This window comes from Spirosoma liriopis (assembly GCF_023196085.1).
Taxonomy (GTDB): Bacteria; Bacteroidota; Bacteroidia; order Cytophagales; family Spirosomataceae; genus Spirosoma; species Spirosoma oryzicola.
Map to the genome: position 1 here is coordinate 745655 of NZ_JALPRF010000002.1, position 14412 is coordinate 760066.

General features: G+C 48.9%; 11 protein-coding genes. 2 read left to right on the forward strand and 9 right to left on the reverse strand.

What is annotated here, in order from left to right; genetic code table 11:
• Positions 1 to 22: 22 nt before the first annotated feature.
• The gene (locus M0L20_RS12135; protein WP_248477213.1) at positions 23 to 766 is read left to right on the forward strand and encodes a GLPGLI family protein; all 744 of its coding nucleotides are present in this window, start codon (positions 23 to 25) and stop codon (positions 764 to 766) included.
• Here M0L20_RS12135 and M0L20_RS12140 read toward each other — a convergent pair.
• Both M0L20_RS12140 and M0L20_RS12145 read right to left on the reverse strand, forming a co-directional pair.
• Positions 763 to 1374 (reverse strand): GNAT family N-acetyltransferase, encoded by a 612-nt coding sequence (locus M0L20_RS12140; RefSeq protein WP_248477215.1) that lies wholly within the window; start codon positions 1372 to 1374, stop codon positions 763 to 765. The genes M0L20_RS12135 and M0L20_RS12140 overlap by 4 nt on opposite strands.
• The gene (locus M0L20_RS12145; RefSeq protein ID WP_248477217.1) at positions 1371 to 1739 is read right to left on the reverse strand and encodes a DUF7674 family protein; all 369 of its coding nucleotides are present in this window, start codon (positions 1737 to 1739) and stop codon (positions 1371 to 1373) included. Before M0L20_RS12145 ends, M0L20_RS12140 begins: the two co-directional genes overlap by 4 nt.
• Positions 1740 to 2033: 294 nt before the next feature.
• Between M0L20_RS12145 and M0L20_RS12150 the strand changes: the two genes are divergently transcribed.
• Positions 2034 to 2741, forward strand: coding sequence for a hypothetical protein (locus M0L20_RS12150; RefSeq protein WP_248477219.1), 708 nt, complete (start codon positions 2034 to 2036; stop codon positions 2739 to 2741).
• Between the two features lie 35 nt (positions 2742 to 2776).
• On the opposite strand, the gene M0L20_RS12155 is transcribed toward M0L20_RS12150, so the two are convergent.
• From M0L20_RS12155 to M0L20_RS12185, 7 genes are all read right to left on the reverse strand, one after another.
• Complete coding sequence (locus M0L20_RS12155; RefSeq protein WP_232562794.1) at positions 2777 to 3817, reverse strand: protein kinase family protein; 1041 nt, start codon at positions 3815 to 3817, stop codon at positions 2777 to 2779.
• 92 nt (positions 3818 to 3909) lie between these two features.
• Entirely contained in the window at positions 3910 to 5268 is a 1359-nt protein-coding gene (locus M0L20_RS12160) for a glutamine synthetase family protein (RefSeq protein WP_248477221.1), read from the reverse strand.
• A 70-nt stretch (positions 5269 to 5338) separates the two neighbouring features.
• Positions 5339 to 7489, reverse strand: coding sequence for an alpha-L-fucosidase (locus M0L20_RS12165; RefSeq protein WP_248477223.1), 2151 nt, complete (start codon positions 7487 to 7489; stop codon positions 5339 to 5341).
• A gap of 117 nt (positions 7490 to 7606) precedes the next feature.
• On the reverse strand, positions 7607 to 8848 hold the full coding sequence (locus M0L20_RS12170) for a NupC/NupG family nucleoside CNT transporter (protein ID WP_248477226.1): 1242 nt from the start codon (positions 8846 to 8848) through the stop codon (positions 7607 to 7609).
• Between the two features lie 222 nt (positions 8849 to 9070).
• Complete coding sequence (ppk1, locus tag M0L20_RS12175; protein ID WP_248477228.1) at positions 9071 to 11413, reverse strand: polyphosphate kinase 1; 2343 nt, start codon at positions 11411 to 11413, stop codon at positions 9071 to 9073.
• 67 nt (positions 11414 to 11480) lie between these two features.
• Entirely contained in the window at positions 11481 to 13481 is a 2001-nt protein-coding gene (gyrB, locus tag M0L20_RS12180; protein WP_232561241.1) for a DNA topoisomerase (ATP-hydrolyzing) subunit B, read from the reverse strand.
• A 445-nt stretch (positions 13482 to 13926) separates the two neighbouring features.
• The gene (locus tag M0L20_RS12185; RefSeq protein ID WP_248477229.1) at positions 13927 to 14331 is read right to left on the reverse strand and encodes a hypothetical protein; all 405 of its coding nucleotides are present in this window, start codon (positions 14329 to 14331) and stop codon (positions 13927 to 13929) included.
• Between the last annotated feature and the right edge of the window lie 81 nt (positions 14332 to 14412).

Consider the following 14412-nt stretch of genomic DNA (forward strand, 5'->3'; position numbering starts at 1 on the left):
ATAAACCCAAACCGAAATAATTATGAACCGCCTTCTTGTTTTACTTTTTGCTATACTGGCTACGGTAACAGCCCAGGCCCAGAAAACCGAGGGTATCGCGACGTACGAACGAAAAACGTACTGGACTAAACTCATCAATCGCATGTCGTTTTTGAGTCAGGAAGAGAAGGATCGGGCCGCTCAAACCTGGAAAAACGATGATGAATCCAAAGAAAAAATGAAGCTGGCGTTCAACGCCAACGAAAGCATCTACACATACAGCAGTGACGAGCCTTCCGAGAGCGGTTACTCATGGCGCAGATCGGAGTTCTTACTGTATCGAAACTTCGATAAAGACAAGAAAACCGACATCATCGAAATGCTTGGTAAAACGTACGTTATCGACGATTCACTGCGCACCCCAACCTGGAAAATTGGTAACCAGATCAAAGAAGTCGCTGGTTATATCTGCATGAAAGCCGAAGCCGAAGACCCTATCAAAAAGCAGAAAATTGTAGCCTGGTTCGCGCAGGATATTCCGGTTCCGGCAGGCCCCGAGCGCTACACGGGGCTACCGGGCCTGATTCTGGAACTGAATGTGAATGATGGCGATGTTGTTGTCGAAGCAACGAACGTCAACTTCAAAACGTTGACGCCCGACGACTTGAAACTCCCAAAAACAAAAGGTAAGAAGATAACTGACGCTCAGTACGATACCATAATCCGCCAGCATATTGCCGAAAGCATGACCGCCCATCGAAATCCGTACTGGACAATCCGGTATTAACAAAGACCGTCAACCCGTGGATTGGATGCCGTTGCCGGGTCATATAACATACCGGTGCAGAGGCAATATTTTCGATCCGTTCTGGCCAGAATATCGCAGTTTTGACAGGATGAACACTGATTCCAGAAGCGTTCATCCTGTGGTAATTCGCTGAAGGCAACGGGGCGAAAACCTAGTTGACTGTTAAGATTCATCACCGCCTGACCCGTTGTAATGCTGAATAGTTTCGCGTTTGGAAAAAGGCAGCGGCTTAAGTCAAACAAGGCTCGCTTGATGTGCTGCGCAACACCGTGTCGGCGAAAATCTGGTGCCACGATCAGACCGGAATGCGAAATGTATTGACCGTTTTCCCAAACGTCCAGATAAGCAAATCCAGCCCACTGGCCGTCTGGCAACAGGGCGATGATGGCTCTACCATCCTGTATTTTCTGGCGCAAATAAGCCGGAGAGCGTCCGGCAATACCCGTTCCTCGGGCGTGGGCGCTCTCGGCTATTGTACGACAGATCGATTCTACGTGAATCAGGTGGGCATCCGATGCAACTACAACCGTTAAGCCACTGGCCACCGTTGCGTTTTCGTTGATTCGGCTATCTGAAAAGGCTATCATGGAATACAGGCATTTAGTTGGCGATGGTATTCGGTGCGTAGACTGCGTGGCAACAGGTAGTGAATCACTTCCGAGCGGTCGTCCCGTTTATCCATCAGCATAGCCAGTCGGTAGATGAAAACCGTACAGACTGCGTTGCTTATATGTTTGTCGCCATCTTTCAAGAGTTCTTCAGCGGCCAGCAAACAGCGTTTTACGGCTCTGAACTTATTCTGGTGGGCCAAGACGGAAGTGACTTCGCAAAGTTTATGCAGTGTTGTATAGATACTGGTTTCGCGCGGTAAGCACATAAATTCTCGCCGGGCTTCTGGTATCCGATTGATCAGTAGGTTGAGCAAATCGGCTTTACTAATCACATCATTCATAGCGATGATTATTGACGTTCTTCCCGACTAATTAGCAATTTCGTGCCACATTATTTAGGCTTAAGAGCGCCCTTGATAATCAACCAATTACTGGAAAAGCGAACTTAGGATGCTAATAATAGTGCGTCATTTTGATAAAATGGCTTATCATAATAGAAGGGTATGTCCTCCAAAATAGCTAAATAGGATTGGATAGGGGATGGGAGGAATATGGCTTTCGCTAGCCGGATGCCAACAGAGCTCGTGAACCAACGTTTTATGTATCTTGGAGCTGTGCCAATTTACTAGTAAGGAATGAAAATTAAGCTTAGAACTACTGCCGTTTTTTTTATCATTGGTGCTACGGTACCCTACCTTCTGTTTGCTTTCGGTGGGCGACTCGTAGGGCCTTTCCTTTCTGCTCTGTTATTGCTTCTGTCGCTTATTCTGTTGATCATTTCGGCAATCAGACTAACCATTACGGAAACGGGCAATGGGTATCGATTCTATTATCTGCCGGTCGCGATAGGGGCTATCGTGTTGTTTTGGTATAGCCTTGGCTTGCTGGCTCACATAAGTGATTTTATTTATTTTAAGCTCAACGAGAGTGCGCTGAATAAGATGGTCAGCGACATAAAAAGCTACGGGAAAATCGAAAAGATGTCAGATGGACAGCGATTCTGGAAGATCCTTAACGGTACGGCTTATGAGTTCAACAGCAAAGATACCGTCCGCGAATTCGAAACGTCTCCCAAAAAATACCTGCTCAACGAAGCATTGGCTCGGGAAGGCGTTGATCGACAGCATTTTGAAGCCATTCGGCAAGGTTTGATTGAAACAGAGTACATGAGTTTTGCCATTTTGCCAGATGGAACCATCTCGTTTACAGAGGATGGGCTGATTGACAATTGTTATGGTATAGCCTATTCGGAAACCGGAACGATGCCTGTCTATAATGACTGTGGAGAACTGATCCGATGGGTCAAGATCAGCGGCAATTGGTACGCCTGGGGAACAACTTGAAAAGAGTAAGGCGGCTTTGAAAGCCGCCTTACTGATCAAATGCCTAACGCTCTGAGAATTTTATCGGCGTCGAAGGTTTCGATAGACGGGAAATACGTTTGGTAGGCTTCCCGCTGAAGTTTCGTGGCGTAGGTGCGGTGAAAGAAATACCGACCGTACTTAATGACGTAGTTGAGAATAAAGAAGCGATAAACTTCGGGCAGAAAGCGGATTTCGTTTTCCGTCAACGGATATACCTTGTGATATTCTTGTAGAAACATCAGGAAACGGTCTTCCATGAGTGGCCCAATGACGTAACTAAATACCGTACGGTCGCCAATGTTGGAGGTAACCCGACTGAAAAAGTAAAAATCCATCACGCGATAACTGATTCTGAACCAATCGTAATCCCAACGGGAATACAACTCTAGATTCTCCGTTACCGAGAAATTACCGATATTCCAGTCAACAAACACAGGCATGGTTTCAACCGTCTTGGCGACCAGCTTTTGCCGGTTTTCCAGAAACAGATGACACTGCCTTTTTAGCTCCTCGATGTGCAGCCGGTGTTCAAACTGGCCGTTTTCCGTTTCCAGCATATCCAGCAGATCCCATACGTCGGAGCGTAAAGTTTTCGACGATTGGGGTAGGACCGTGCTAACACGTGAACAGGCTTTATGAAATTTAGCGATCTGCGACCCCATCTTTCGGATATGCTCCTCTTCCAGCCGACGCGGTAATTTGTACTGACTACGGATTGGATTGTAAAACACGACCCAGGCGTCGACCATGCCTTCTTTGTGTCGATACGTATACACCTGACCATCACGCACCAGCGATTTAGCGAGCACATTCTCAAACGGGTATAGTAAATTGTTTGAGAGGGCGTGAATAATGCGATGATCTTCGACAAAGTGTTCGTACTTGCCAAAGTAGGAGAGCTTCGCAATAATGCTTTCGCCATCCTCAAAGACAACTTTAAAAACGTGATTGGTCGAAACCTTGGCACTTATATCCGTAATGGTTTGAATCTGGACCGACGGATCGAAACTCGCCCAGGCTTTTTTTATAATAGAGGGATAATCGACAAGACGCATGAACGAATTATAGCTTTCAATTTTTGTTTCCGGACTGTGTACCATGCAGGAGAAGTACTAAACAGATATGGAAAGCAAAGGACTAAAAACTTTTATATAATTTCAAAATATCGTTTTAATTCCCAATCGCTGACCTGACCGACGTATTGCCGCCATTCCCAGTCACGCGAGCGGGTGAAATGGTCAACAAATTCGGCCCCAAACAGTTCATTTGCCACCGAAGATTTTGCCATTGCCCGCGTCGCTTCGGATAAGTTGGCGGGTATAACGCCGTGTTGTTTATCGACGTAGCCATTCCCGACGGAAGCCGGAATGTCGAGGGTTAGCTGGTGACGGATACCATATAGGCCGGATGCCAGAGCCGCAGCAATGGCCAGATAAGGGTTGGAATCCGATCCGGAAACCCGATGTTCAACGCGTGTGTAGGCTTCGGTACGGTTCAATACGCGCAACGCCGTGGTGCGGTTATCCACCGACCAGGTTACGGTTGTGGGGGCCCAGGCTCCTTCAACCAGCCGCTTGTAGCTATTGACGGTAGGGGCAAACATAGGCGTAATGTGCGGTAGACAGTACAACTGACCCGCAATGAACTGGCTCATCAGTTCGCTCATGCGGTTGGGCTGGGCCGGATCGTAAAACAGGTTTTTCGTTTTTTCGGCATTCCACAGACTTTGATGAATATGGCCGCTGCAACCCGGCAGGTCTGCGTTCCACTTCGCCATGAACGTAGCCACAAGCCCGTGTCGATACGCAATTTCCCGAACCGCCGTTTTAAACAAAACGGCTTTGTCCGCAGCCCGCACCACATCGTCGTGTATGATCGCGGCTTCGTATACGCCCGGTCCGGTTTCGGTATGAAGCCCTTCGAGGGGAATATCGAACTGACTCAGCAGATCAAATAAGTCGTGGTAAAACGAACGCTCAAGCGACGGACGCAGGATCGAGTAACCAAACATCCCCGGCGTCAGCGTTTCGAGGTTGCGAAAATCCTTCTGGTGCAGACTCTGCGGGGTTTCCCGAAAGTTGAACCACTCAAATTCCTGCGCGTATTCGGCATGATAACCCATGTCCTGGCACTGAGCCGCAATTCGTTTTAGCAGCGACCGGGGGCAGGCTGCCAGATCGTTGCCATCGGGCTGACTAAAATCCGCGAGAAAAAAAGGAATGTTATTTTCCCAGGGTATTTGCCGAAATGTGGTTAGGTCAAGGCGAACAGGCGCATCGGGATAGCCGGAATGCCAGCCAGTCGTTCGCCCGTTATCGTAAGGCGTATCGGAGGAGTCCCAACCCCAGACAACATCGCAGAAGCCGTAGCCATCGTTCAGCCCATCCAGAAATTTTTGCCGACTAATGATTTTACCGCGTAACACACCATCAATGTCAGCAAAGGCATACTTGATTTTGGCGTTGTCGTTTTGTTTGATGAAGGCAATGATGTCTTGTTGATTCATGGCGTGTTTCTGTGACGAAGAGCTACGTTAAATGACGTTACCGAAAGGTGCAAGGTAACAGAGTCTAACTTTATTCTTTTATCCATTCTACTTCCATATTCGGTAAAAGAAGCGTCCGGTGGGGCGAAACGGGGTTGTGGGCCTGCCAGCGAACGGGATAATACGACCCACCTTTCAACGAAACGGGTAATAGTTGTTTCCGGTAAATAACCTGCGGGACAGCATAATCTATACCAGCCGGCGTCTGCTTCTGAAAATTATTGAATAGCTTGATCAGCAGTTGATTCTTTCCTTTTTGCAGAGGAAGCAGCAGGACATCTTTTTCTGAGGGCTTCTTTTCCGGGTTGTTGCGCACAAACAACTGCTTCCCATTGAGCGCAACGACCAAGCCGTCACCGCTGGTAATACCGACCAGTATGGATTGATCAGCGGGAGCCGTGATTTCCTGCAATAGATAATACGCAGTTGTCATGTCGGCGGGTAAGGGGTAGACTTGTCCGTTTTTCCAGTCGCTTTTCGATTGCCAAAGCTGTCCTTTAGCAGTAGGCCAGGGTTTAGCAGGATCGATGTTTTGGGCGTCGCTGCTTAGGGCGCCGATACCTGAGTCAAAGGGGCCAGATAGGTAAATTGGGCCAAAGGTTAGTTTTGTCAGATCGGTTGCCAGCTTGATCGGCTTATCACCATCCAGGGTCACAACCGATGTGTTGGTAGCGAGGGTTAAATCGATTTTCTGTCCTTTCTCTTCGTCGGTATACACAAGCGTTGGCCGGAAGCGGCCCGACTGACGCGGCTGTACGGTCCAGGACTCCGCTACGGTACTCTGGAAGCGGGAGTTGTAATCGACGCCCGAATTGCTGTAGTGCTTGTAAGCGTTGGCGCTGGTAAGTAAAATTTTCTTGTCCGATTCCAAAACTGGATTGTAAGGCGCTACTTTATAGCCATCAGTAAATTCAACAACAAGTACATTGACTTCTTTTTTCGGATTCAGGCCGGAAGGAAGCGTGATTACAGGGCCATTTTTTTCCTGGTTAAAACGCATGGATTCCGTTTTCTCTCCCAGAACGGATACGCTCTTGATGGTTCCTGTCAGATTGGATAGTGTTATCTTGTTGCCTTCCGGTCGGGAAAGCACGTGAAGGTACAATTTGTTGGGACGGCTGGTCACGCTGCCCCAGGCAAACGTCGTATAAAAAGGATCAGGATCGACACCGTAGATCGCTTCGCCGTTTTTTTGCAGCCAGCTCCCTATTTTCAGCAAGATATCTTTCTCGTACGGAACAACCGAGCCATCGCCTTTGGGGCCGATGTTGAGTAAATATTTGCCACCCCGGCTGACGACCCGAATAAGGCTGGTTAGCTTCTCCCGGTATTTTTCATCTTCCGGCACGTGCTTCTGCCAGGACCGGTACCCCCACGTCTCATCAAAAAACGACGCGGGTGATTGCCAGGGTACACCAATGGTATAGTCGGGTTCCTGGTTGTCGCCCATCACCGTAAAATCGCCCATGTCGTTGCCGATGCGGCTACCGATCATGCAGTTGGGTTGTAACCGATGAACCAGATTGCGCATGTCGCGGCTTTGTTCCAGCGACTGAGAACCCATATCGAACCAGAGTTCGGCCACGGGGCCGTAGTTCGTTAAAAGCTCAGTAATCTGTTGTTTATTGTAAGTATGATGGGCGGGCGTAATAAGATCAGAATTGTGGCTCGAAATGGGTGATGCTTCCGGAAAATGCCAGTCGATCAGGGAGAAATATAAGCCAAACGTGATCCCATGTCGGCGGCAGGCATCCGAAAGCTCCTTAATTACATCGCGTTTAAAGGGCGTAGCGTCAACCACGTTAAAATCAGTCGTTGCTGTTTTGAACATGCAAAAACCGTCGTGGTGTTTTGAGGTTATCACAATCGAGCGCATACCGGCCCGTTTAGCAAGCAGCGCAATCGAGTCAGCGTTCCAGTGCGTGGGATTAAACTGGCGGGCTACGCGCGCATACGTATCGCTGTAAATACCCGCGTGGGCCTGTATCTGTTCGCTTAGGCCAACCGTAACGGGTTTATCATTCCAGACGCCACCCAACACCGAATAGATCCCGCCAAAGTGAATGAACATGGAATACTTCTGGTCTTTCCATTCTTTCAGCGCTTTCGGCTCGATCTGGGCGTGGAGAGAAGAAAACGAAATGACGGCAAGAGCCGCTAACAGAACTGTTCTGATCGTCATAAAAGCGCTGCGAATGATGTAAGCAGTGCGATTTATAAAAACTGAATCAGTTACACAAACGAAACAGGCTACCTATGTTCATAAGCAGCCTGCAACGATGGATTTACTAGTGATTAATTACAGAAGCAGACCCGCTAGCGTGGCCGACATGTAGCTGGCTAGTGTACCACATATAAGTGCTTTGAAACCAAGTCGGGCCAGGTCGCTCCGGCGTTTAGGGGCAAGCTCACCAATCCCGCCAACCTGAATGGCGATAGAACTGAAGTTAGCGAAACCGCATAAGGCAAAGCTTGTAATGGCAATCGTTTTGGGTTCGAGCGTTGGCCGGATCTTGATCAGTTCAAGGTAAGCGACGAATTCGTTTACTACCATTTTGGTGCCCATCAGCGACCCCGCTGCCTCAATGTCTTTCGACGGGACACCCATTGCCCAGGCGAATACAGAGAATAGTTTGCCCAGCAGAAAATTAAGACTCAGGTTGTCCATGTTCAGCACGTAGAAGCCCAATCGGAACAGCAGGCTGTCGATCAAAGCGATTAACGCAATAAAGCCGATCAGCATGGCAATGACGTTGAAACCAACTTTTAGTCCTTCGCTGGCACCGGCGGCAATGGCATCGAGCAGGTTCGCGTGCGCTTTCTTAATCTCGACCTTTACCGTACCCTGGGTTTCCGACACCTGCGTTTCGGGCATAACGATCTTGCTGATGACCAGCGCACCCGGTGCGGCCATAATACTCGCAGCCAACAGATAAGGAGCCGGAACGCCGAGCGAAATATAAACCGCCAGTACACCACCCGCAATACAGGCAAACGAGCCGGTCATGGAGGCCAACAACTCCGAATTGGTCATCCCGTTCAGGTACGGTTTGATCATAATCTGCGCTTCAACCTGTCCCACAAACGTACTGGCTACGTTGGATAAGGCTTCGGCACCACTAACACCCATCAGCCATTTCATCGCCCGCGCCATGATGGCCACCACCCGTTGCATGATACCCAAGTGGTAGAAAATGTTAACCAGTACGGCGACGAAAATGATGGTTGGAATGATCTGGAAGAAGAAGATCAGGTTGTTGTCACTTCCAAACGCCTGCGAGAGTAGATACCGCTTGACCAGAGGCCCAAACACAAATTCGGCCCCCGAACTTGCTTTTTGTAGCAGACCATCTACGTAATAACCCAGCGCCTGAAAAAGATTGCGACCCACGTCAGTCTTTAATACAAAAACGGCCAGGCCAAATTGAAGGGAAAGCCCAACGATGACAGTACGATAATTTATTGCTTTTCTATTGTCGGAGAGGGCATATGCAATACCCAAAATCAACACAACGCCAATGAGGCCGGTAAAACGATCCATTCAGAAAAAATACAAATCCAGTTAGGTTGGCGAATATACAAAAAGATGGAAAGCAATAAGTCTTGTCTACGGCTTTGTAAACGAAAAGAGATTGAATTGACGAATTTTATTTGCCAATTCAATCTCTTTTCGGTCTTAGAACGGTGCCAGCTGATCAACGCTGCCAAGTCTAACGGGCTGCTAGATCATGGATCTCTACCTGATAATTTTCCTACTTGTAGGCTAAATATCGGCGATGGCCCGTTCCGCTCCTTCCTGATACTCTTCTTCCAGCTTGGCTACTTCAGCAGGTTTGATCTCAGGGTCAAACAGTCGGATGTCCATAGCCTCTTTCTCGGTGATATCAAAGAAGCGCTGGTGCATGTTGAACGGTTCGCTACCGGCAGCAACCTCGCATTTTTTGAAATTACCATCTTCCATCAACTCGTAGGCGTTGATGTTATCCCTTAGGTTATAGTCGAGGATGGCAATAACAAGTTGTTTTACGCGCTGATCGGCCAGGAAAAATAATGATTCAATACGTCTGTCAAAGCTTCGTACCATGATATCAGCACTACCGCCGTACACTTTTGGATCACCGTTATTATGGAAATAATAAACGCGGGTATGTTCCAGAAAATCGCCGACAATCGACCGAACGGTGATGTTATCGCTCAGTCCGGCGCGTTGCGGACGTAGGCAGCAGATGCTACGGACGATCAGCCGAACGGGAACACCCGCCTGCGATGCCTTGTACAGTTCATCGATAACCTGTTTGTCCTCCAGCGAATTCACTTTTATGCAAATCCCACTCGGTAAACCACGCTGGGCGTTGTCCGCTTCAATTCGGATCAGCCGAAGCAACTGCTCGCGCATATCGCGGGGAGCCGTAATCAGGTATTGGTACTCGTTTGGCAGCGAGTGACCCGTAATGACGTTAAAAAATTCCGAAATGTCGTGCGTGTAGATCTCGTTGGTTGTCAACAGCCCGATGTCGGTATACAGGCGTGAGGTATCTTCGTTGTAGTTTCCGGTGGCCATGTGGGCGTAGCGAACCACACGGCTGCCTTCATTGCGTACGACCAACAGCAGCTTGGTGTGCGTTTTGTACCGGCTGATGCCATAGATCACGAAACAACCCGCTTTTTGCAGACGCTGTGCTTCCCGGATGTTGTTTTCTTCGTCGAAACGGGCTTTTACTTCGAACAAAACCGAAACGTGTTTGCCATTCTCAGCTGCCTTCAACAATGCTTCGGTGACCCGTGACCGCTTCGCCAGACGATAAACCGTGATTTTGATCGCCAGCACGTTCGGGTCTTCAGCCGCTTGTTCGAGCAATTGCAGTACCGGCTCGAAATTGTTGTACGGATGGTGCAACAGCAAATCCCGTTGCTTGATCACGTCAAAAATATTCTCATTTTTATCCCGGTCGCGTCCGAAGCCAAGCGGTGGTACCGGCGCGTGCGGACGCGGCATGTCATTTTTGAATTCCGGATGGCCGATGACCTGCCAGAACGCCGAGAAGTCAAGCAATGTGCTCGATTCAAAGATGTTCAGCTCGTCAATTTCCCAGCGCTTTTTGAGCAGGTTGATCATCCACGGAGAACCGACTTCGCTTTTGCCGTTTGTTTCGACCTCGATGCGGGTAACGCGGCCCAATCGGCGACTCTTGATCTTCTGCCGTACCTCATCCAGAAAGTCTATTTCGTCGTCGTCGTTTTCCTCTAAAGTAAAGTCGCCGTTCCGGGTGATGCGAAACAAATCGACGGACAGAATCTCTACATTGCGGTAAAGCTTTTTAATATTCTGCCGAATAATGGTCTCGATGGGTAAAAACAGCGTTAGGTCTTCCCGTTCGAACGAAAGAAAACGGGGAAGGTTAGCTGGAATCTGGACAAACGATAAACGTTGCCGATCATCTTCGTCTTCAGAGCGAAGGCTTTGCAGATCCGCCCCGTCCGGATTTTGGGTAACAACCCCGAAAATAAGCACTTTGGCCAGCAGCACCGGGAAGGTGTGCGTATAGTCATAGAGCATCGGCGTCAGGGTCGGATAAATGGCCCGGTCAAAGTAATTGGTAGCTTCGGTTCTTTCGTCGTCGGTCAACTCATCGTAGCTGGCTAGCTTGAGTCCGTTTTCGAAAAACAAGGGCAGCAACTGATCCGTGAAGACAGCCTGCTGATCGCGGCAAAATTGTTGAGAAGCGGTGTACAGGGCTTTCCGGAAGGGTACTTCGCGTAAGCCTGAGTAATCGATACGTTGCTTGTGGTAGTCGAGGTAGTTGTACAGACTGCCGACACGGATCATAAAGAACTCGTCGAGATTCGAGGCCGAAATAGCCAGAAATTTCAACCGCTCCATGAGTGTCCGGTTTTCACTACGCGCCTGATCCAGAACACGTTCATTAAACTTAAGCCAGCTTAAATCGCGACTAAGGTAATCGCTCTGGTCAATAACGCTACTAACTTTTTCGCTAACTTTTGCCATTTTATCAGTTGACGACTTCGTTTGATCTTGCTGACGGTGGGTGAAACGGGAAACGAGGTTTTCCAGTAACGAACGGTTTGGGTTTAGGGAATAGCGCATACAGCAATAAAACTTTGAAGTACAACAAAAAAGCGGGCTTTTCAGCCCGCTCTATGTTATCATTCGGTTAAACATCCACTCGGGCATATTTAGCGTTTCGTTCGATAAAGTCGCGTCGGGGTGCCACTTCATCGCCCATCAGGGTTGAGAATACGTGATCAGCATCTGCCGCCGATTCTACCGTCACCACTTTCAGGCTCCGGGTGTCGGGGTTCATCGTCGTGCTCCAAAGCTGTTCAGCGTTCATCTCACCGAGACCTTTATAACGCTGAACGCCTACATTTTCTTCTCGACCACTACCGGCAAGTTCTTTAACGGCAGCTTCCCGCTGCGCTTCGGTCCAGCAGTACCGTTCTTCTTTACCTTTTTTGACCAGGTAAAGCGGAGGCTGCGCAATATAAATATAACCGTTGTCGATCAACGCTTTCATGTTCCGGTAGAACAACGTCAGAATAAGCGTCCGGATGTGGCTACCGTCAACGTCGGCGTCAGTCATGATGATGATTTTGTGATAACGAAGCTTATCCAGGTTCATTACCGTTTCATCGTCTTTTTTCTCCAGTCGAACGCCGAGAGCCGTCCAGATATTTTTGATCTCTTCGTTTTCGTAGATCTTGTGCTCCATAGCTTTCTCTACGTTGAGGATCTTACCCCGCAGCGGCAGAATAGCCTGGAATGCCCGGTTGCGGCCTTGTTTGGCCGTTCCACCCGCCGAGTCACCCTCTACTAGATAAAGCTCGCACTTTTCTGGATCGGTATCCGAGCAGTCGGCAAGCTTACCGGGTAGGCCCATGCCCCCCATAAAGTCTTTCCGCTCGGTCATGATCCGCTTGTAGGCCAGATCAGCAGCAATCCGCGCCTGAGCCGACACAAGTACTTTTTTGACAATACCGGCTGCCGTTTTTGGATTTTCTTCCAGCCACGTTTCCAGTAGGTCGGCCATTGCCTGACTGACCGCACTAACCACATCCTGGTTGCCCAGCTTGGTTTTTGTCTGTCCTTCAAACTGAGGTTCGGCTACCTTCACCGAGATAACGGCCGTCAGCCCTTTGCGAAAATCTTCACCACTAAAGGTTACTTTGCCCGCGTTTTTAGGCAACACCCCCGGATTTTTGTCCGCGTAGTTTTTCAGAACCCGCGTCAGCGCCGAACGGAAGCCTTGCACGTGCGTACCGCCCTCGTGCGTGTTGATGTTGTTAACGTACGAAAGGACATTCTCGCCCGCTTCGTAGTTGTACACCAGGGCAACCTGTACGGGCGTCGAACCTTTGTCGCTTTCCATGTAGACGGGCTTCATACCGTCGAGCGCAGGGCGCGTTTCATCCAGAAACTGAACGAACTCCACCAGGCCACCTTCCGAGAAGAACTCGTCCTGATTGATCGGCTCGCCGTTTTCATCCAGCTCGCGCAGATCTTTCAGGAAGATGTGAATGCCTTTGTTGAGGTAAGCCAGTTCGCGCAGACGACCGGCTACCGTTTCGTACCGGTAAACGGTTTCGGTGAAGATGCTGTCATCCGGCTTGAAATGCACGGTAGTTCCGGTATCTTCTGCCTCGCCAGCAACACGGACGTCGTATTGAGGATAGCCTATTTTGTACTCCTGTTCGAATATCTTGCCTTCGCGGTGAACTTCGACGCGTAGGTCGGTCGACAGCGCGTTAACGCAGGAAACGCCGACCCCGTGCAGACCACCGGAAACTTTGTATGTATCTTTATCAAACTTACCACCCGCGTGTAATACAGTCATAACGACCTCCAGGGCGGACTTGCCCATTTTGGTGTTGATGCCAGTCGGAATACCCCGGCCGTTGTCCTGTACCGTGATGGAGTTATCGGGATTGATGGTTACAGTAATTTTATCGCAATAGCCCGCCAGCGCTTCGTCAATCGAGTTATCGACGACTTCCCAGATGAGGTGATGCAGGCCGCGAATGCCAACGTCGCCAATGTACATAGCAGGACGTTTGCGAACGGCTTCCAGTCCTTCTAAAACCTGGATATTGTCGGCACCGTAATTGCCTAACGCGGTTTCAACGGGGGCTTCTGCGTCAATCAGTTCGTTGGTCATATTGGAATGGGAGCGTGTCAAAATGTGTTATTTAGGGCTCAATAAACAGCACACTCGGGTGAGCCTAACAGATTGTAAAAATACAAAAAAAAGTTGTCTTTTCCTACCCATTTTGGTAAGATTGGCATAATATACAAAAAAATACTTTCAGTCCCAACCCGTCAGATAACTAGCGGTTTTTTGCGGTTTTTAGGACGATTTTGGCTGTTCTGTAGGACGGTTGCCTACCCCTCAGGTAACTTCTAAACAAGTGGTTTTTAATCCCTTTCTTGTTCGAAGGTATTTCTCAAAAAAGTATTATTAGCTTATTCCCAAAAGGTCTGCCGGTTGAGGAAGCCTTTTTTCGCCGAAAAGAAGCCGTATCGAGAGAATTTGAGCTATTTCTAAAAAAAGAAAGCCGAAGCGTACAGCTCCGGCTTTCTGAAAAAATAAGGTCTGCTGGTCGTTAATCTTCGGGGTAGGGAATGTAAACGAAACCGGCAAAATCGCCGTGCACGACAAACAAGCAGCAGTACTCGTCCGGCTTCTTGTAATTCTCTTTCCACAAATCGACGGACTCAGGACCGATAAGCCCGCGCTGCATGAATTCATCCAAAAACGACGCTTTGTAGTTCCACTGATTTTCGAGTTCAGTGGCACCGAACAATAGCTGACCGAGCGGTACATCCCGGCGCGAAGCCACAAAAATGGGGTATTCCGAAAACCCACGTGTTCGAATCTGATAGGACGCTTCTTTAAGCGGGTCAGCTACTTTAACAAAGTCCGACGAGATGACTCCCATCAGCTCTTTGTTGACGTCGTACGAGTTGGCGTCGTCAAGTAGCGTATTTTCGTTACTATGATTGATCATATCCGTTGTCAGTTAGTAGTCAACAGCTAGCATGGCTCAGAACGTCGGGGTGTTAGACCACTGTTGGCTATCTACCGTTAG

What these genes read in the sequence shown, in the direction of transcription:
- M0L20_RS12140 (WP_248477215.1), bottom strand. Translation starts at nt 1,374, where the DNA reads ATGATAGCCTTTTCAGATAGCCGAATCAACGAAAACGCAACGGTGGCC.
- gyrB (WP_232561241.1), bottom strand. Translation starts at nt 13,481, where the DNA reads ATGACCAACGAACTGATTGACGCAGAAGCCCCCGTTGAAACCGCGTTA.
- M0L20_RS12145 (WP_248477217.1), bottom strand. Translation starts at nt 1,739, where the DNA reads ATGAATGATGTGATTAGTAAAGCCGATTTGCTCAACCTACTGATCAAT.
- M0L20_RS12165 (WP_248477223.1), bottom strand. Translation starts at nt 7,489, where the DNA reads ATGACGATCAGAACAGTTCTGTTAGCGGCTCTTGCCGTCATTTCGTTT.
- M0L20_RS12160 (WP_248477221.1), bottom strand. Translation starts at nt 5,268, where the DNA reads ATGAATCAACAAGACATCATTGCCTTCATCAAACAAAACGACAACGCC.
- M0L20_RS12135 (WP_248477213.1), top strand. Translation starts at nt 23, where the DNA reads ATGAACCGCCTTCTTGTTTTACTTTTTGCTATACTGGCTACGGTAACA.
- ppk1 (WP_248477228.1), bottom strand. Translation starts at nt 11,413, where the DNA reads ATGCGCTATTCCCTAAACCCAAACCGTTCGTTACTGGAAAACCTCGTT.
- M0L20_RS12185 (WP_248477229.1), bottom strand. Translation starts at nt 14,331, where the DNA reads ATGATCAATCATAGTAACGAAAATACGCTACTTGACGACGCCAACTCG.
- M0L20_RS12150 (WP_248477219.1), top strand. Translation starts at nt 2,034, where the DNA reads ATGAAAATTAAGCTTAGAACTACTGCCGTTTTTTTTATCATTGGTGCT.
- M0L20_RS12170 (WP_248477226.1), bottom strand. Translation starts at nt 8,848, where the DNA reads ATGGATCGTTTTACCGGCCTCATTGGCGTTGTGTTGATTTTGGGTATT.
- M0L20_RS12155 (WP_232562794.1), bottom strand. Translation starts at nt 3,817, where the DNA reads ATGCGTCTTGTCGATTATCCCTCTATTATAAAAAAAGCCTGGGCGAGT.